Source organism: Phaeodactylibacter luteus, assembly GCF_007993045.1.
Classification (GTDB): Bacteria; Bacteroidota; Bacteroidia; order Chitinophagales; family Saprospiraceae; genus Phaeodactylibacter; species Phaeodactylibacter luteus.
In genome coordinates this window covers 118,554-138,038 of the sequence record NZ_VOOR01000002.1, presented here as the reverse complement: position 1 = coordinate 138,038, position 19,485 = coordinate 118,554, and the positions used below count along the sequence as shown (strand labels likewise).

Annotated in this window: 13 protein-coding genes; 11 read left to right on the top strand and 2 right to left on the bottom strand. The window is 54.5% G+C overall.

The features are described from left to right. Nucleotides 1-74 precede the first annotated feature (74 nt). The 4 genes from FRY97_RS01515 to FRY97_RS01500 all read left to right on the top strand — a co-directional run bounded on the left by FRY97_RS01515 (nt 75) and on the right by FRY97_RS01500 (nt 6,681). A complete protein-coding gene (locus FRY97_RS01515; protein ID WP_147165647.1) occupies nt 75-2,864 on the top strand; it encodes a carboxypeptidase-like regulatory domain-containing protein in 2,790 nt (929 codons plus the stop codon). A 40-nt stretch (nt 2,865-2,904) separates the two neighbouring features. Next, nucleotides 2,905-4,926 (top strand): DUF5689 domain-containing protein, encoded by a 2,022-nt coding sequence (locus FRY97_RS01510; RefSeq protein WP_147165646.1) that lies wholly within the window; start codon nt 2,905-2,907, stop codon nt 4,924-4,926. 86 nt (nt 4,927-5,012) lie between these two features. Then, the gene (locus FRY97_RS01505) at nt 5,013-5,756 is read left to right on the top strand and encodes a tRNA1(Val) (adenine(37)-N6)-methyltransferase (RefSeq protein ID WP_147165645.1); all 744 of its coding nucleotides are present in this window, start codon (nt 5,013-5,015) and stop codon (nt 5,754-5,756) included. A 244-nt stretch (nt 5,757-6,000) separates the two neighbouring features. Then, entirely contained in the window at nt 6,001-6,681 is a 681-nt protein-coding gene (locus FRY97_RS01500; RefSeq protein ID WP_147165644.1) for a DUF2490 domain-containing protein, read from the top strand. Between the two features lie 351 nt (nt 6,682-7,032). Here the strand turns inward: FRY97_RS01500 and FRY97_RS01495 are convergent, their stop codons facing one another. After that, the gene (locus tag FRY97_RS01495; protein WP_147165643.1) at nt 7,033-7,470 is read right to left on the bottom strand and encodes a hypothetical protein; all 438 of its coding nucleotides are present in this window, start codon (nt 7,468-7,470) and stop codon (nt 7,033-7,035) included. A 97-nt stretch (nt 7,471-7,567) separates the two neighbouring features. Here FRY97_RS01495 and FRY97_RS01490 point away from each other — a divergent pair, with 97 nt between their 5' ends. From FRY97_RS01490 to FRY97_RS01460, 7 genes are all read left to right on the top strand, one after another. Continuing rightward, a complete protein-coding gene (locus FRY97_RS01490) occupies nt 7,568-8,845 on the top strand; it encodes a T9SS type A sorting domain-containing protein (RefSeq protein WP_170254450.1) in 1,278 nt (425 codons plus the stop codon). 41 nt (nt 8,846-8,886) lie between these two features. Then, complete coding sequence (locus tag FRY97_RS01485) at nt 8,887-9,798, top strand: heme/hemin ABC transporter substrate-binding protein (RefSeq protein ID WP_147165641.1); 912 nt, start codon at nt 8,887-8,889, stop codon at nt 9,796-9,798. Then, nucleotides 9,773-10,819, top strand: coding sequence for a FecCD family ABC transporter permease (locus FRY97_RS01480; protein ID WP_170254449.1), 1,047 nt, complete (start codon nt 9,773-9,775; stop codon nt 10,817-10,819). Before FRY97_RS01485 ends, FRY97_RS01480 begins: the two co-directional genes overlap by 26 nt. A 3-nt stretch (nt 10,820-10,822) precedes the next feature. Then, nucleotides 10,823-11,698, top strand: coding sequence for a heme ABC transporter ATP-binding protein (locus FRY97_RS01475; protein WP_449429898.1), 876 nt, complete (start codon nt 10,823-10,825; stop codon nt 11,696-11,698). Continuing rightward, nucleotides 11,679-12,734 carry a hemin-degrading factor gene (locus FRY97_RS01470; RefSeq protein ID WP_147165638.1) on the top strand — a complete coding sequence of 352 codons (1,056 nt, stop codon included), beginning with the start codon at nt 11,679-11,681 and terminating at the stop codon, nt 12,732-12,734. The genes FRY97_RS01475 and FRY97_RS01470 overlap by 20 nt, the downstream gene beginning before the upstream one ends. Before the next feature lie 64 nt (nt 12,735-12,798). After that, the gene (locus FRY97_RS01465) at nt 12,799-14,868 is read left to right on the top strand and encodes a TonB-dependent receptor plug domain-containing protein (protein WP_170254448.1); all 2,070 of its coding nucleotides are present in this window, start codon (nt 12,799-12,801) and stop codon (nt 14,866-14,868) included. Between the two features lie 617 nt (nt 14,869-15,485). Next, on the top strand, nt 15,486-16,121 hold the full coding sequence (locus FRY97_RS01460; RefSeq protein ID WP_147165636.1) for a phosphoribosyl-AMP cyclohydrolase: 636 nt from the start codon (nt 15,486-15,488) through the stop codon (nt 16,119-16,121). Nucleotides 16,122-16,164: 43 nt separating this feature from the next. Here FRY97_RS01460 and treS read toward each other — a convergent pair whose 3' ends face one another. Further along, nucleotides 16,165-19,422, bottom strand: coding sequence for a maltose alpha-D-glucosyltransferase (gene treS, locus FRY97_RS01455; RefSeq protein WP_147165635.1), 3,258 nt, complete (start codon nt 19,420-19,422; stop codon nt 16,165-16,167). Nucleotides 19,423-19,485: the final 63 nt, after the last annotated feature.

Sequence of the window (19,485 nt, the reverse complement as noted above, 5' to 3'; positions counted from 1 at the left end):
AGACAGTGTTCTGCTAGCACTTGGCAATAGGCACCCCCAAAGGAAATACTACTGATCTAAACCATAATGTATTTATGCAACTGAAACGCACGATTTTATCCTGTCTGTTGGCGTTCTTGGCCTATGGCATCTACGCGCAGGTGGAAGTGAAAGGCGTTGTGCTCGACAGTGAAACACAGCTCCCGGTCTCCGGTGTTGTTGTCACTATTGAGGGCCAGCCTTTTACCGGCGTCACCGATGCACAGGGGAGCTTTTCCCTGTACGAGGTGCCGGAAGGAGAGTACGATCTTACCTATCACAGCAAAGGCGATTATATTGACCAAACGCTGCGGACACTGATTGAAGCCAATGGGCAGCGGGTGGTGGACCTTGGCGTCGTCACCCTACTGCCGACTGCCCGGGAGGAGGGGATTACGAACAAAGAGGACTTCATCCCGACCATCACCCTTTCCGATGGGGACTTGGAGCAGGAAAACGATAATCAGAACATTTCGGGCGTGCTTGCTGCATCCCGCGATGTATTCGTTTCTGCGGCAGCCTTCACCTTTGGCCCTGCCCGTTTCCGCATCCGCGGGTACGATTCTGAAAACACGTCGGTTTATATCAATGGTGTGCCCTTCAATGAGCTGGAGAACGGCCGCGCCTTTTGGAGCGCCCTTGGCGGCTTGAACGATGTGACCCGCAACCGTAGCGCAGAGATCGGCCTGGCGCCCCTTTCTTATTCCTTTGGCGGGGTAGGCGGCGGCTCTGAAATCGATATGCGCGCTTCCTCCCAGCGGAAGCAGGTCCGCCTCACTACTTCTGCGACCAACCGTGGGTACCGCTGGCGGACCATGGCGACGCTGGCAACAGGAATGATGGACAATGGCTGGGCCGTAGCTTTTTCTGGCTCGCACCGCTGGGCAGAAGAGGGCTATGAGCCAGGCACATTTTATGATGCCTATGCTTACTTCCTCGCTATAGACCGCAAGCTGGGAGACAGACACCTGCTCAATTTTACCACTTTTGGCGCACCGACCAAGCGCGGGCGCGCAGGCGCGAGCACCCCGGAAATGTATGAGCTGGCTGGTGACAACTTCTACAATCCCTTTTGGGGGTACCAAAATGGGGAGAAGCGCAACTCAAGGGTCTCCAATACGCATCAGCCGGTACTGATGCTGCGGCACGATTGGAACATCAGCGAGGCTGCTACGCTTACGACCACCGCCTCCTACCAGTTTGGCCGTATTGGAAGTACCGCCCTCAATTGGTTCGAAGCTGCCGACCCCCGCCCAGATTATTACCGAAGCCTCCCCAGCTACTTTGAATCCATTGGGCAGCCGGAAGCCGCAGCAGTTATTGCAGACCGCCTCCGCAACGACGAGTCCGCACGGCAGATCAATTGGGATGAATTTTATGAGGTGAACCGCAGCTCAGCGCTTGCTGAAAAATACCCACAGTTTGTGACCGAAGAGGCGCAAGGCCGTTGGGCACAGTACATGATAGAAGACCGCCGCTACGATTCCAAAGAGTACAACTTCTACTCCAACTACAACCATGTGCTCAGCGAGAGCTTTACCCTGACCGCCGGGCTCGCATATCAAGGGCAGACGGTCGACAACTTCAAGGTGGTGGAAGACCTGCTGGGCGCGGACTACTTCGTCGATATAGATGCATTTGCAGTGCGCGACTTCCCAGATGACCCTGTAGTACAGCAGAGCGATGTCAACAACCCCAACCGGGTGGTCCGTGAGGGCGACCGCTTTGGTTATAGCTATGACATTCATGTGCGCAAGGTCAGCGGATGGGTACAGGGGCAGTTCACCTTGCCCCGGTTTGACCTCTTCGTGGCTGCTGAAGCTTCTCAGACCCGTTTTTGGCGGGATGGCAAATATAAAACCGGACGTTTCCCGGACAACTCCTTCGGCGAATCCGAAAAGCAGACCTTCAACAACCTTGGCATCAAAGGCGGGGCTACCTTCAAGGCGAATGGCCGCAATTATATCTTTGCCAATGGCATCCACATGACACGCGCACCCTTCACACGCAATGCTTACGTTTCACCGCGTACCCGCGATCAGCTGGTGCCCGGCCTGGAGAGCGAGACCATCTACGGTGGCGAAATCGGCTACCTCTTGCGCTCGCCCAATGTGCAGGCAAGAGCGGGGCTTTACTTCACACAGTTTGAGAACCGCACTGAGATCGTCCGCTTTTACAATGACCTACAGCGGACCTTCGGCAGCTTGGTACTGACCGGGCAGGACGAAGTGCATCAGGGTATCGAGCTGGCTGTAGAAGCAAAAGTGACGCCAAGCCTCAGCATACGTGGAGTGGCAGCAGTAGGCGAGTATTTTTACAATAGCCGGGCACAGGGTGCTTTGTATGGGGACGACCAGGAGACTTTCGAACTGCTCAATAGTGAATTTGAGGTGTATTCTGAAGGCCTTAGGGTGCCTGGCCGCCCACAAAATGCCTATACCCTCGGGCTCAACCTTCGCCCCCCGGGTTACTGGTTCGCTTACCTGAACTTCAACTACTTTGACAACATCTTCATCGACTACAACCCCCTCAGCCGGACTACGGAAGCAGTCATCGGGCTCGACCCGGAATCTCCAGGGTATGAAACGGTGACCGGGCAGCGGCAAGCCGATGGGCAGTTTACCGTTGACCTCTTCGGCGGGAAGTCTTTCCGTTTTGGGGATACCTTCCTTTACATCAACGCAGGGGTCAATAACCTGCTGGACAATACCGACTTCATTACCGGCGGCTTCGATCAGCTGCGTTTTGATTTTGATGCCCGGGCTGGGCAGAACTCGGTATTCCAGCCAAGGTATTACTACCTCTATGGCCGCAACTTTTTCGTTAATGTCAGCCTCAGGTTTTAACCCCAACCCATTTTTGCAAAAAGCTAAAACTGCATATCGCATGACTTTCAAATTCTCAAAACTCTTCTTGCTGAGCCTCCTGCTAGGGCTCACTGTACTGCCTGCTTGCGTAGACACCGATTTTGAAGAACCGCCCGTAACAGGGGAAGACCTCAAGGTGACGGGCAACACGACTATCGAAGAACTCAAAAACCTGTACCTCCCCGGCCGCCTCACTGTCATTGAACAAGAGGCCGTCATTCAGGGGGTCGTGGTCGGGAACGATGCCGGGGGCAACTTCTTCCGTTCGCTGATCGTACAAGACAGTACAGCCGGCATTGAAGTCCTCATCAACCTGACCGATGCGTTCAACCTCTACCCGCTGGGGCGCGAAATCGCCATCGACTGCCAAGGGCTCGTCTTGGGCGAGTACAATGGTGTCGTACAGCTCGGCGGCTACATTTACAAAGAGAACGGCGCAGACCAGCTGGGGGATATCGTAGACCTCAACGCCCGCTTTTACCGTGGGCGCCTCGTGGGAGAGCCCGCCCCGGCTGTGCGCACCATCAGCAGCCTTGGCGCAGCTGATGTGACTACGCTCGTGCAGCTGGAAGATGTCGAGTTTGCCTCTTTCGAGGTAGGGCTCACTTACGCAGACCCTTTCGGTTTCCAAACCCTAAACCGCACACTACAGGACTGCGACGGCAATGAGATTGTAGTCCGAACGAGCGGCTTTGCTGATTTTGCGGGTGATACCATCCCTGCTGGCCGGGGTACACTGACTGCGGTCTACAGTGTGTTTGGCAATACCAAGCAGCTCTTTCTGCGCAACCCCGAGGATGTACAGCTGAACGGCACGCGCTGCAATGCAGGTACTGGAGAAGAGGAGCTGATGAGCATACGCGAGCTTCGGGAGGCCTTTGCGGGCGGTGCGCTGGAAGGCCCAGCCGACAAGAAAATCCGGGGCATTGTTATTTCGGATAAAGACAACGGCAATATCGATATCCGCAACTTGGTCATGCAAGACAACACGGCGGGCATCGTAGTCCGTTTGCAGAACCCCCACAACTTTGCTCAAGGCGAAGAAATTGAGGTCGTCGTCTCTGGCCAGGAGCTGAGCGAATTCAATGGCTTGCTGCAAGTGAACTTTGTGAACAACGACCTGGCAACATCCAATGGCATGGGCGAATCAGTAGTACCTCGTGTGGCTACAGTAAACGATGTACTGGAAAACGCTGAAGTCTGGGAGTCTACTTTGGTCCAGATCCTCAACGCAACCATCTCTGGCGGTGCAACGTTCAACGGCTCCACCACCGTCAGCGATGGAAGTGGGAGCATGGATATGTTCACCCGCAGTGCAGCGACATTCTCCGGCAGCCCGCTGCCCGGGGAGCCCATTGATATGGTAGCCATCGTTTCACAGTTTAACGACCCACAGCTGCTGATCCGCAATCTGGAAGACGTAGGGGGGGAGCCTACCGGAAATGGCGACCCAGAGCAGATTTTCCTGGAGAACCTGCGCGACGTCTTTGAGGCTGGCGGCAGTGCTGCTCCTGCTAACCGCTTTGTGAAGGCCATCGTGGTTTCTGACAAAGACGCAGGCAATATCACTGGCCGGAATATGGTCATACAAGATGCGACCGGGGGCATTGTGGTCCGCTTTGAAGACAACCACGATTTCTCGCTGGGAGAAGAAGTAGAAATCAATGTCTCTGCACTGGAGCTGAGCGAGTTCAATGGCTTGCTGCAGGTCAATAATGTGCCTAATGCCAATGCGGTCACACAGGGCAATGGCGAGATTCCTGAGCCGCGGGAAGCTACCATCGCAGAGGTGCTGAGCAACCTCGAGACTTGGGAGTCCACGCTGGTCCGCATTACCGATGTCAGCTTCACGGGCACAGGTACCTTCGAGGGCACACAAGTGCTCGACGACGGGACAGGCACAATGGACATCTACACCCGCCCGCAGGCTACGTTTTCGGGCAGCAGCCTGCCAGAAGGGGCATTCACCATTACTGCTTTGGTGTCACAGTTCAATTCGCCTCAGCTCAATATCCGCAACCTTTCAGATATAGAGCAATAAGCAGGGGCTTTCAACCGATGCCCAGGAAAAGTGTTAAAAGGGGGAACGGGGCTACTCGTTCCCCCTTTTTTAATCCGCAAAATGCTATGTCAGAAAAAATAACCCCACCGGCAGCGCCCACGCCTTTCCGCTTCAAACAATTCGAACTGCAACAAGACCAGTGCAGCATGAAGATTGGCACAGACGGTGTACTGCTCGGGGCTTGGGCCAGTACCGAAGGGGCCGGCAGTGCCCTAGATATAGGTACCGGATCTGGCGTTATTGCCCTTATGCTGGCACAGCGCATGCCCTCTGCCGAGGTGTTCGGCATAGATATCGATGCGCTTTCCTGCGAGCAGGCCCGGCAGAACGCAGCGGCTTCCCCTTTTGCAGGGAGGGTGCATATTGTGGCCGAGGCCATACAGGATTACGCCCGGTCTGCCGGCCGTGTGTTCGACCTTATCGTCAGCAATCCTCCCTTCTTTTCCGGGGGCACCTTCAGTAATCGCGAAGACCGCAACCAAGTAAGGCATACCGTAAAGCTCCCGCACGGAGACTTGCTCGTGGCTGCCCGCCGGCTTCTGTCTGATCAAGGGCGGCTTTGCGTCGTGCTCCCTTATTTGGAAGGGCTCCGGTTTCAGGAGCGGGCAGAAGAGTACAACCTGTACTGCCGGCATTGCACAGAAGTACGTACCGTCCCGGCAAAGCCTACTGAGCGCTTGCTGATGCAGTTTGAAAGAGAACAAGGGCGCTGCAGGACAGATGAGCTTGTCGTACGGCTTGGGCCAGCAGAGACGGATTATACCCCGGAGTACAAGGCGCTGACTCAGGATTTTTATTTAAAGTTTTAGAACTTTAGGCATTTGCTTAGTTTTTGAACCAGCGCGCAACTGATTTTCACAACATACAAGTCGGGCAAGCAATTTTTCACAGCTTTGCCCAATTCCCGCCATTATGGCGTTTTGCCCAATCTACACCCGCTGAAGTGTTGTTGATACGGTGATTGCTGAAAATGCAAAAACTGTATACCCCTGTAGAGTTGGCCCACAGCCGCTTCAACAGTCCTTCCTTTTCACTTAACCAAACACAAACAACATGAAAGCACAAATTGCTCTCGTATTTTTTCTCTGTATTACCATCACTGCCGCATGGGCACAAGACGACCGGGGCACAGGCGCCTGGTATATGTACTTTGGCAACCTTCGCCCTGCGGATAGCCCTTTCAGCCTGCACGGTGAAATTCAGTACCGGAACCATAATATGATCGGAGACCTCGAGCAGCTCCTGATCCGGAGCGGCATCCAATACAACCTGCCGGACAATAGCGCCACCTTTACGCTCGGGTATGGTTATATCGGCTCAGAGCCAGTAGGGGATGAAGACTTTCGTGTAAACGAAAACCGCATTTACCAGGAAGCCCTCCTCCGGCAGGGCGTGAGCACGGTGCAGCTCCTGCACCGATTCCGCTACGAGCAGCGGTTTATCGATGGGCAGGACTTCCGGACGCGTTTCCGCTACAACCTTTTCATCAACGTGCCGGTCACCGCAAAGAAGTTTGCTAAAGGCGGCGTGTATGTAGCGCTTTACAATGAGATTTTCATCAATGGCGAACGCCTTGATAATATCCCGCTTTTTGACCGCAACCGCCTTTATGGTGCGATGGGGTACAAGCTCCGCGACAACCTTGGCGTCCAACTAGGGTATATGAGCCAAATGCTGAATAGCCGCAACCAAGGGCAGCTGCAGCTTTCCTTGCACCACAATATGACTTTATAATTAAGGAGTTTGTGCAGGGCACACCTGGGGGCGGGCAGCAAATAGTTGTCCCGCCCTCTTTGCATATATGGCGGAATGTAATAGTGGGCCTCTGTGTCTGTCATCGTCACGTAGACAGGGAGTGCGCGGAGGTACACGGAGCATCTTATCTCTGTGCAGCTCTGTGTACTCAGTGCCTCTGTGTCTGTCATCGTCACGTAGACAAGGAGTGCATGGAGGTACACGGAACATTTTATCTCTGTGCAGCTTTGTGTACTGGGCGCAAACCAGATTGTCGTTTTTTTGGGGGCCTGCCCCTGCCGTGAGGGCAGGTGCCGCTATGCTACGGGGCTCGCTATCCGCTCGGCCTTATCAGGCCTGCCGCCCCTTCGCAGCGCTAGGCCAATGCCAGGCTAGAGCCCCAAAAGTATAAACGCCTACGATATTTTGGTTCACGCCCTGTGTACTCAGTGCCTCTGTGTCTGTCATCGTCACGTAGACAGGGAGTGCACGGAGGTATACGGAGCATTTCACCTCTGTGGGCCTCAGTGATCTCAGTGCCTCTGTGTCTGTTTTCGTCACGGAGACAGGGAGTGCACGGAGGTACACGGAGCATTTCACCTCTGTGCGCCTCAGTGATCTCAGTGCCTCTGTGTCTGTTTTCGTCACGGAGACAGGGATGGCGCGGAGGTATACGGAGCGTTTTGTTTCTGTGCCCGGCATCTGCTCCTTCTGCAGCCATGATAATGCCCACTTTTGGGTACCTAATTTTGGCAGGCAGCTCATATAGCCCACTTTCGAATTACCCAAAGGACGGTATTGCCCCAAGTGCAGGAGCAGGCTACATTTGCATCATTATTTAAATTTTGTCTAAATAAACATAATGAACTGCAAAAGCCTATCTAAGATGAGACAAGCGTCGTTACTGCTGCTACTCGCTTTCGGTACCCTGCAATACGGGCAAGCCCAATTTATAGAAGTCTCCTATGGGGCTGGTTACGCCCAGCAAGCTTTTTTGGACCTGCAAAGCGGGCAGCAGACGGTTGTAGGGAACACAACATGGGACTTGGCGCTGTCGGTAGCCCCAGGCCCGGATGCCGGCATCTTCCTCAATGAGGCGGCCGGTAGCGAAGGGGCACCGCTCAACCTTTTCTATACAGATGAAACAGATTTCGGAGCGGACATTGGGGAAGCAAGCCTCCAAGGGCCAATTTTCAACACAGAGGCCGATTGGTCCAATGGTGCTTTCAATACCCTGCGCGACCCAGAGGATCCGTTCGACTATGGTTGGGGGCAATATAGCACCACCTCCCATAGCATTTCAGGCAACAGGGTATTCGTGCTGCAGCTCCGGGACGGGCGCCTCCGCAAAATATGGATTGAAAGCCTGTCAAATGGGGTATATACCATACGCCATGCGAATTTAGACGGGAGCGATGAACAGGTATTGGAGGTGGACAAGGCAGGCTTCACCAACACCAGCTTGGCTTTTGTCAATATCTCTTCGAATACCATAGCCACTAACATCCCTGCCACTTCCAATTGGGACTTGTTGTTTACCCGCTACATCACACCGCTCGACGACGGCGAAGGCAATACGCTTGACTATCTAGTGGCCGGTACGCTTTCTGCGCCCGGAGTGGAAGTAGCTATTGCAAATGGGGTAGACCCCACAGCTGTCCAATTTGCTGACTACGCTGCTAGCCTGAACCCCCGTGCAGATGCCATAGGCTATGACTGGAAAACGTTCGATCTAGGGACTTTCCAGTGGATGGTCCCCCAAGACCGCGTTTATTTTGTCCGCCGTGCTTCAGGCGAGACGTGGAAACTGAGTTTTGTCGACTTTGAAGGGGCATCTACAGGCTTAGCCGTACTGCAGGCTGAACCGCTTGGCATTTTGTCTTCCACTAAAGTGGAAAGCTCACTTGGCACCGCGCTGAAGGCCTACCCGAACCCTGCTAGAGACGAAGTCCAAATCCTTTTTGACGCTGCCTCAGCCGGGAGCGCTAGCCTCACGGTTTGGAGCATTCATGGGCAACGCCTAATGGAAGTGCCGGTGGAGGTAAATAGCGGGCTAAATGCCCTTTCACTGCCCGTAAATGGCCTGCCAAACGGAGTTTATGCCCTCCGCCTTTCAGGGGCATCCTGGCAGTCTGCCGCTGCCCGTATAACCATCAAAAGGTAGCGCGCTAACTGCTGTATTTTCCACCTCTAATTAAGAACGACATGAGCCGAATCGCAACGCTATCTGCCATTGCCGTGCTGTGCTGGGCATGTGCCCCACAAGCTGCCCAAACGCCCCGGCAAGCTAGAGCCCCACAACGGGTGGTATCCCTTTCCGGAGGCATTACAGAGCTGCTCTACACCATGGGGCTTTCAGGTCAGCTGGTTGGGAGAGATGTCACAAGTACTTACCCCGAGCAGCTGGCGGCTACCCTGCCCAACCTAGGGCACGTCCGTAATCTCAATGTAGAGGCCGTCCTTGCGCTCCGCCCTGATCTCATCGTGCTTGATTCTGCTGCGCTGTCAGAGCCTGCCCTGAAACAGATCGCCGACAGTGGGGTGCCGATGCTGGCGCTCCCTGCGGGGCATGAGCTAGAGCTGCCCTTGCAGCAAGCGGAGGTATTGGCCGGATACTGGGGCGACCCTTCTCTTGCCGAACCGGTCAGGCAAGTTTGGTCGAAAGGGCATGAGGCACTGCAGCAAGCTAAGGCTGCCGGGCAGAGGCCCGTACGGGCTTTATTTGTCTACGCCAGAGGCAAAGGGAGCCTTATGGTTGCCGGCAAAGGCACTTCAGCAGACGCCATGATCCGGCACAGCGGTGGGCAGAACGCCATCAATGAATTTGAGGGGTTCCGGTCCTTATCTGCTGAAGGGCTAATCGCGGCAGCCCCGGAAGCTTTGTTATTTTTCGATTCTGGTATACAGAGCCTGGGCGGGACAGCAGGATTAGCTGAGGTGCCCGGGCTCCTTCAGACACCTGCTGGCCAGAACGGGGACATACTTGGTATGGATGGGCTGTACCTATTGGGTTTTACCCCACGGGCCACAGCTGCAGCGGCCGAGCTGTCTGCCTTTTTTGCCAGCATCGCACAGCGCGGAACTGAAGCTTATGAGCCTACAGATGCTGAGTTATAAATCTAAGGCTGGCAAAATGCTGTACTGGGGCACAGCGATTGGTGCCTTATTAGGCAGCTTGGCAGCAGGGGCTTACGTCATCAGCCCATCTGAATGGCCATCCGCCCTATTGCAAGGGCCTTTCCATATGGAAGGCACAAGCTATCTTGTATGGCATATCCGCATGCCGAGGCTGGCCTTGGGTTTTACTGTCGGGGCTGGGCTTTCTGTAGCAGGGGCTGCCATACAAGGGCTATTCCGCAACCCCTTGGCCGATCCTGGCCTTATCGGGATTTCAAGTGGTGCCATGGTCTTTGCAGTCATAGGGATAGTCGCTTTTAGCAGCCTGCCATTTCTCGGCAGTGCCCAAGCTTTTCTCATTCCACTACTGGCCTTTGGGGGCAGCTTGCTGTCTACCGGGCTGGTCTACCGCCTGGCTACTTACAATGGGCAGACCCGCATAGGAGCTATGCTCCTTGCCGGGGTAGCACTTACTGCTTTGGGCGGCGCAATCGTTGGGCTGTTCAGTTACCTGGCTACGGAAGATGAACTTCGGGATATCACGTTCTGGACACTGGGCAGCCTGGGAGGTGTGGGATGGAAACAGGTACTGGCAACGCTCCCTTTCGTCTTGGCGAGTACCGCCTGGCTACTGCGGCAGCACCAAGCCTTAGACCTGTTGCTGCTGGGGGAGCGGGAAGCCCTTTATGCAGGGCTGGAAGTACAGCCCGTCAAATGGGGCATCATTACAGCGGCTGCACTAGGCGTTGGGGCAGGAGTGGCAGCCTGTGGGGCTATCTCTTTCGTAGCATTAGTTGTCCCACACGCTGTACGGACCCTTCAGGGCCCTTCCCACCGTGGGCTCTTGCCAGCAGCAGCACTTTTGGGCGGCACCCTGCTTGTTGTAGCAGATGCAGCCGCCAGGATCTGTATCGCACCTGCGGAACTGCCCATTGGCATCATTACTGCCCTTTTGGGTGCACCTTTTTTCCTTTGGCTCTTGCTGAGGCAAATGCGCAGTGGCGCCTTGCCCATGGGATAAGCCTTGAGGCGATTTCTTAGATTGTTAAACCATGCCAATATGTTAGAAGCTATCGGGGTTAAAGTATCGCTGGGAGGGGAAAGTGTGCTGCGGGATGTCAGCCTTGCGGCTTTGCCGGGCGAATTAGGGGTCGTGCTAGGTGCTAACGGGGCCGGGAAGTCGACCTTGTTGCGGGCACTGTCTGGCGAGCTCCCTCTGACAGCTGGATCGGTACTGCTGCACGACCGGCCGGTACAAGGGTTCAAGGCTGTGGCGCTCGCAAAATACAGGGCAGTGCTCAGCCAGCAATTTCAAGTCGCCTACCATATGAGCGTGGGGGAAGTGGCTATGCTAGGGCGCTACCCCTATACAGAGCCCCTGCGGCGCAGCAGAGAATTGGCCAGGAAGGCACTAAAAGAGGTCGGGCTATCTAGCTTTTGGGGCCGGTCGGTGCAAACGCTTTCTGGCGGGGAACAGCAACGGGTGCATTTCGCACGGGCACTGCTGCAGTTGCAAGGAGAAGGAGAGCACAGCCGTTTCCTATTGCTGGACGAGCCGACGGCTAGCCTCGACCTGAAATGGCAGCACGAACTGTTGCAACTGGCCAGGCATTGTGCACAAGAGCGTAATATCGGAGTAGTAGCTGTACTTCACGACATCAACTTGGCAGCCAGGTATGCAGACCGGGTATGGCTAATGCAAAATGGTGGGGTTGTGGCCTCAGGGCCGCCGGGGCAATCGCTTTCTGCCGAGGCCCTGAGCAGAGCGTATCGCACCAACGTACAGCCTGTCACACACAACAGCCTGTCTTATCTGCACTTCACAGTGGCCGAACGTACAGCGCCCCTGCTTATTGATCAAAATTCAAAAAATAGCAACTATGTTGAAGCAAACTTATAAGAGCCTGCAAGAGGCAAAGCCTGGCATCCGGATACGGGAGGCTGCAAACATCCTTGGCGTCAGCGAGCTAGAATTGCTAGAGACCAGCCTTGGGCAGTCTGTAACCCGCTTGTCTGGCGATTGGAAGGAACTGCTGAGGAGCCTGGCCCCACTAGGAAAAGTCATGGCACTGACGCGGAACGAGTATGCCGTCCACGAACGTAAAGGCATCTACCAGAATGTATCCTTCATTGGAGAGGGGCAAATGGGGATAGCAGTAAATCCTGACATTGACCTCCGGTTTTTCATGGACCAATGGGCATACGGCTATGCTGTTGCTGTGCCTAAAGGCAATCGTGTATTGAAAGGCTTCCAGTTTTTTGATGGGCATGGCCGGGCGGTACACAAAATTTACCTTACCCCCTCTTCTGATGAGATGGCTTTCGAACAGCTGTTGAGGGCGTACCGGGCGCCTGATCAGGATTCTACCATAAAGCCATTGCCCTCGCCTGTCAAAGAAAAGGCACTAGCAGATGAGCTGGGCTTTGCCGAAAAAGCTGCTTTCCAAAAAGATTGGCTTGGGCTGGAAGATACCCACGACTTTTTCCCTATGCTTCGCAAGCATGCGGTCAGTAGGCTGCAGGCACTGCATCATGCTCCTGTAGGCATGGCTATCGAAGTCGGCACAACGGCGGTACGGGCGGCCATGCTGCAAGCCGCAGAGCGGGAGGTGCCGGTCATGGTGTTTGTGAACAGCCCCGGCTGCATTCAGATACATACGGGGGAGGTGAAGCGGCTGGTAGATATGGGCAATTGGTTTAATATCATGGATCCCGATTTTAACCTCCATCTCAACCTCGAAGGGGTGGCACAGTCGTGGATTGTCCGAAAGCCAACGAATGATGGGATTGTAACAGCCCTTGAGCTTTTTGATGCAGCTGGCAGCCTGATCGCCTACTTTTTTGGTGCGCGGAAGCCAGGCAAGCCTGAGCTTGGTGCTTGGCGGGAGATATTGGGGAGTTTACGCCCCTTGAGCGAGCTCGTCACCAACGGCTAAACAGCTGCTAACCGGAATTACCACTATGGGAGTTTTTGATCAAAAAAATTGGCTCTGTGCAGCAATGGCTTTTTTCGTTGCCAGTTTCTTTTGGGCAAGCAGTTTTTTGCAGGCACAGGGAACGGATACCGATAGCATTGCTTTGTCTTTGAGCACAGAGGAGGTTGTCGTTACCGCACAATACAGCCCCGTGAAGGCTGCAGCGTCCTTGCACGAAGTCCGTGTCCTCAACCGGGCGCTCATCGAAGCCCGAGGGGCCAACAGCCTAGAACAGCTGCTGCAGCAGGAAACCGGTGTCCGTATCGGGCAGGACCGGGTGCTTGGCAGCCGGCTAAGCTTGCTGGGTACCGATGGGCAGCAGGTGCGCATCCTTATTGACGGCGTACCGGTATTGGGGCGGCAGGACGGCCATATCGACTTAGGCCAGATCAACCTACAGCAAATAGCAAGGGTTGAGATTGTCGAAGGCCCGATGTCGGTAGTATATGGGACAGATGCCATTGGGGGGGTCATCAACCTGATCACAAAAAAAGCAGTTGGGGCTACGCCCTCATTGGAGCTACAGGCCTTGGCAGAAAGCAGGGCAGAGCGCAATGCTTCGGTTAGCCTGCTAGCGCCTTTAGGCTCAAAATGGGGGCTAAGGCTTGGAGGCAATTGGGGGCATTTTACAGGGGTTGGTCAAGACAGCCTCCGCGCTATGCTATGGAACCCAAAAGAACAGCTGCAGCTCGATGGCGTGCTGCACCGTAGCCTCGGCCATGGGCGCCTGGCTTTGCAGTCTCGCTATTTTGCAGAGGTGGTCGCCAGCCCAGGCAATTTGCGCAGGCCACAGTTCCGCCCCTATGCTTTTGATGACCGCTTCTTTACCCGCCGCATCGATCAGGCCTTAAATTTTGAGGGCAGGGTAGGGGCAAATGGCTATCTGAAGGCAACAGCAGCGCTCAACCACTTTTTGAGGGAAAAAAACACTTTCCGCCTCGATATGGAGGCAGACACTACCTCGTTGGTGGAGGGGATGCAGGACACAAGCAGCCTGGTTGGCGCTATGGCCCGGGCAGCCTATAGCTGGGCCAAAAAAGAGGTGCCTTTGCAGTTTCAGGTGGGCATTGATGCCCGCTACGATGAAGGCGTTGGTGCCCGGCTGGGGCAGGATACCGTCAATGCGCCTATCGATATGGCTGATGTAGCAGGCTTTGCTTCAGTGCGTTTCCGGCCAAGCCGCTTTTTGCAGCTCGAGCTGGGGGGGCGCTATGCTTGGAACGACAGGTATCAGGCACCTGTAGTGCCTTCTCTTCAGCTCAAAATAGAAACGCCTTCCGGCTGGCAATGGAGAGCTGGCTATGGACGGGGGTTCCGTAGCCCGGGCTTAAAAGAATTGTTTTTCAATTTTATTGACATCAACCACTTTATCATAGGCAACCCAAAGCTTGGGGCCGAAATATCTGATAATGTTCAGATAGGGCTTTCTCGCAATTGGGAAAAGAAGGGCGCACGGTGGGGCATCAATGCCAAGCTCTTCTACAATTATATCCAAGACAAAATTGGCCTGTTCGAGTTTGTGGAGTTGCCTGAGGGCATAGCCCCGGCAGTAGATACCTCTACTTTGCGTTTTACTTATTTCAACCAGGCCAAATATATTGCGCAGGGCAGCAGGATGGAAGCCTTTTTGAAGACTTCTGCTTGGGATATCCGGGGGAGCGCTGCTGTAGTCGGCTATTACCAGCCCTTGAGCGAGGAAGCGCCCGACCTGCCGAAATTCACCTATGCCCTTGAGCTGTCGGGTCAAGTGGCTTACAGCATTCAGCCCATCGGGCTTAACATAGCCCTGATGGGGCGCTACAACGACCGGCATGTGAGCTACTTCCCTAGCCCAACTGCAGGTGAGCTTGCCGGGCAACGCATTCAGGATGGTTTTTTTATGGCAGACCTGACCCTGCGTAAGGCCCTGGGCAAGGAAAAACAGCTAAGCCTCACAGCTGGTGCCCGCAACCTGCTTGATGTGCGCCAAGCCAACGTCACAGGAGCTGATGGCGGAGGTGCGCACAGCGTGGGGGCAGGAGCGGTGGTGGTCAGCCCGGGGCGGAGCTTCTTTCTCCAAGCTGCTTGGCGGCTCTCTTTAAAAAAAGGGGGGTAGCCTCCTCGTTGCTGAGGGTCTTGCGGCTTGGCTGAAAGCAAGCTGCAAGCCTTAAACCTTCCTCGGACCAACTTTTAGCTGCCGTATCTGCCCCAAATGACAAATATTGGTCATCTCTACTCAAATTGCCCCCTACGGCAGGGGATTTTCCATTTGCACAAGAACAAAAGAAAAACCGGAGCGTTTTTTAGTTCGTTGTTTCCAATCTACACCGCTCCTTAAAGGTACAAACAGCCGAACCCTGCCTGTCCGCAAGAGCTGCCATCCGCTTTTTGTCAAATTCAGATCAAAAAGCAGAAAAAGCCTTTAGTGCTAAGGCAGCCGGCCTTGTGCCTGACACTTATCCGGTTGAAGGCGCAAACTGTCTCCGGGCAGTGCAGCTGTCGCCCGCTCTCTAATACCTCTCAAAACATGTTCAAATCCATCTGCCAGTCCTAGCAGGCCATTGTGGTTTATGCTTGGGGCTGTCAGCTTCCCTCATGGCCAGCGCCATTGAGCTGTCATTGTTATGCCCTTTTGCCAAGCTTCGGAAGGGCCCTCCACAGCATCAAGGTGCACTGCCTTTGGGCTACAGCATGCTTTCTAAACTCATTTATCATAATCAAACACAAAAAACAATGAAGGTATTTTTTTCAGGATTCAATGTACTTGCAGCGCTATTTTTAGCACTAGGTGCCATGAGCTGTACAAGCCCTAATGGCAATGGCACCGTGGTGCAGAACACAGGAGCAGCGCCTCAGAAGAGCAGTGAAGAAAACGCATTGCTGTATTCTGACGAGTGCATTTCTGAGCTGGAAGTCGTGGAAGCACAAAAGCAATGGGGAGACGGCATTGTCCGGATAGGCAATGTGTTTTCAAAAGGAGGGGATTACAGCAAGGAAGCGGCAGAATTTATACAGGAGATGTACGGCTATGACCTTGGCAGCGTGCTCTTCAAGCCAACGTTGGCCTCTGAAAGGCAGTTCCGCCCAAGTTTTGATGCCGCCCTGTCTTACTTTGTCGGGGGCAACGATGCCTATCCAGAAGATAAGGGTTTTGCGATCAAGCCTTATACCAATGTGAAATTTGAGAACATCGGCATCATCAACAACAACTGCCGGGTAGCCATCGCCATGGGCAATTACTTTTTTACTCCTGCTGCAGGAGGGGATGATGTGAAAGTGGAATATACCTTCGCCTACGTAAAGGATAAGAACGGTAAGCTGCGCATCGCAGCCCATCAGTCTTCTTTGCCTTATGCGCCAAACCCATAATGCAGTAAGGGCCGTAGGGGGCTTTAGCCTACGGCCCGCTTTTCTAACCTTTTTGCCTCAACAGGTGCAACAGCCCCGCAGCGGGCACTTCTTCCCACCCACGCTGGCTCCGCAGCTCGTACCCTAGCTCGTACAGGTACCTTTCCATCAGGAAAGTATCCAACAGCATGGCTACGTCTTCTTCGCCATCTGGCAAAAGCCCCGCCGCCCTGGCAATAGGGAGATAGCTGCTCAGGAAAGCTTCCTGCATTACTGCGTACCATGTCTCAGCAAAAGGCAGCCACGCCGTCTCTAACAGCCCTGCAGGCTGTACCTGCTGTGCAAAAGCCGAGCCAGCTGCATAGAAAAGGGAATTGCAAAGGCTGGCCACATCGCGCAACGGCGATTTGCGGAGGCGCAGCTCGCTGAAGCTCCGGGTACGCTCCCCTTCAAAATTAAAAATGGTAAACGATTTGCCGGTGAACAGTACCTTTTCGAGCTGCAAGTCGCCATGCACCCTGATTTTTGCCGCGTCTATCTTGTGGCTGTAAATTTTCTTGAGGCGCTCAGCAATAATGGCCTTTTGGGGCCCGAGCTGTGCCTTCAGGTGCTCATTGCCCGCCTTGCGCCCCAATGCCTGCATCGTAGCCCGCAGCTGTGAGTTCCAGGCAGAGAACAATGACCGTTGGTAGTGGAGGGAAAAAGGCTCTGGCTCGAAGCCGGGCTCGGTGTGCGCTGCTAGCATCTGATGGAAGCGCCCGGTCGTTTCGCCCAGCATTTTGGCCCGCAATAGGGTGATGTCCCCTATTTTTTCACGCATGTGCCCAGTATCCCCTGCTTTGGGCAAGGGCTGATTGGCTTGCACCACTTCTTCGGCAAACCGTAGCGCACTGTCATAGAAATATTGCCAGGCTGTGCCCTGGTTGGCAACGTATGGCTCCAAAATGGCAAGGACATAAGGGGAAGCCCCGTCGGCTTGGCATTCCAAATGGCTGAGGTAGCCTGGGACCGGCAGCTGGGCCTCATGCCCTATCCGGTTGATCTCTAGCTCAGGGTTGATGCTGCCTTCCAGCCGGCGGAAGATCTTAAGGAAGTATTGGTCTCCAAAAGCAAGGGCCCGGTGGTTGCTCTGTGTGCTCACCGGCCTTGCTGGGGGCAGGCTTTCTTCTGGAGGGGACAAATCCTCGGCTGGGTTTTGCTGAAAAGCGAAACCTTCTGGCAGCTGGCTGCTCCCGCCAAGAAGATAGCGCAGCAGGTAGTTCCGGAACCCACTGCTCTCTGTGGCTTCTAGCAGGTAGCCCTCCTGTTCCGCTCCTTGCAGGCGGCAAAGGATGGCGTTGTCATTAGGCGCATTCGGCTGCTTTCGGAAATCGCCCTTACGCATAGCAACCGGCAGGAAGTATACTTCAGGGAAACCTTCCGTATATTGATTCTGTATGATCAGCAAAAGCGAACGCCCGCCCTCGTACTTCAAGGCTTCCGCGCGGAGGATGTCCACGCGGTCAAGCTTGCGCCCCCCTGACCGGTATTTGTGCGTACGCTGGATAAACTCGGTCAGGATCTGTTTTAGCACAGGCCTGCCCGTTTTGCTCATCCCCAATTGCACCCAGTCTTCAGGCTTCCATTCAAATACGGGGGGGTCCTCGTGTGGTGCCCCGCTTTGCCCTTCTTCAGGCTGCAGCTCAAACCAATAGTAACCGTAGGGGCCAATGGTGAAGCGGTTTTGCCCTCTCGAAATGGGCGGGAACGCTGCCTGCCCGAATGCCTCGACCGGATGGTAGTGTTCAAAATCGGGCAGCTCTAGGTCAACGGATTGTGCATGGCGGGAAAGGTTGGCAATCACAAGGAGGTGCTCCTGCCCCCAAGAGCGGGTAAAGGCCAGCACTTTGGCATTTTCGGGAGATAAAAACTGTATGTCACCACGCCCAAAGGCTTGGTACCGCCTACGGATATTGATGGCCTTGCGCATCCACCAGAGCAGGGAGGAGGAGTTGTTCTGCTGCACTTCTACGTTTACCGCAGAGTATTGGTACTCGGGGTCATTGATCAGCGGGAGGTAGAGCTTGTGCGGATGAGCATGAGAAAACCCTGCATTGCGGTCTACATTCCATTGCATAGGGGTGCGCACCCCATCCCGGTCGCCAAGGTGCACATTATCGCCCATCCCGATTTCATCTCCATAGTACAGCACAGGGGTGCCCGGCAAGCTGAACAGCAGGGCATTCATCAGTTCGATTTTTTGCCGGTTGTTATCCAGGAGGGGCGCAAGGCGGTGCCGTATGCCTAGGTTGATTTTGGAATAGGCATCCTTGTTGTAGGCCCGGTACATGTAGTCGCGCTCTTCGTCTGTGACCATCTCCAAAGTCAGTTCATCGTGGTTGCGCAGGAAAATGCCCCACTGGCAATTCTCAGGTATCTCGGGGGTTTGCTCAATGATGTCGATGATAGGGTAGCGGTCTTCCATTTTAACCGACATGAACATGCGCGGCATAATGGGGAAGTGGTAGTTCATATGGCATTCGTCCCCCTCGCCAAAGTAGGAGGCAGAATCTTCTGGCCACATATTGGCTTCCGCCAAAAGCATCACATTAGGGTTGCGGGCCTCGACATGCGCCCGCAGCTTTTTGAGGAATACATGGGTCTCGGGCAGGTTTTCGCAATTGGTCCCATCCCGCTCAAAAAGGTAAGGTATGGCATCTAGCCTGAAGCCATCCACGCCCATATCCGTCCAAAAGTCGATCAGGTTGAAAATCTCCTGCTGCACCTCCGGGCTGTCGAAGTTGAGGTCTGGCTGATGGCTGTAAAAGCGGTGCCAGAAGTAGGCTTGTGCTTCTTCGTCCCAGGTCCAGTTCGAGCGTTCAAAATCTTGGAAAATAATCCGGACGTCCTTGTAGCGGTCTGTGGTGGTGCTCCAGACATAGTAATCCCGCTCAGGGCTGCCCGGCGGTGCTTTACGGGCCCGCTGAAACCAGGGGTGCTGATCAGAGGTATGGTTGATGACCAGCTCGGTAATGACTTTCAGCCCTCGATTATGGGCTTCATCGAGCAGGGCCTTAAACTGGCTGATGGTCCCGTAGTCAGGGTTGATGTTGTAGTAGTCCGAAATGTCATACCCGCCATCTCGCTGAGGGGAAGGGTAAAAGGGCAATAGCCAAATGGCCGTCACGCCCAAGTCCTGCAGGTAGTCGAGGCGGTCGATCAGCCCCTGGAAATCGCCAATGCCGTCGGCATTACTGTCCTGAAAGGCTTTGATGTGGAGCTCGTAAATGATGGCGTCTTTGAACCAAAGTGGGTCTTTTCCGTTGGCTTGTGGCTTCGGCATTCGCAGATAGGATTTGCAAAGTTAAAGTTGTAGTGTACTTGCGCCCGGCATGGGCATTCCTGT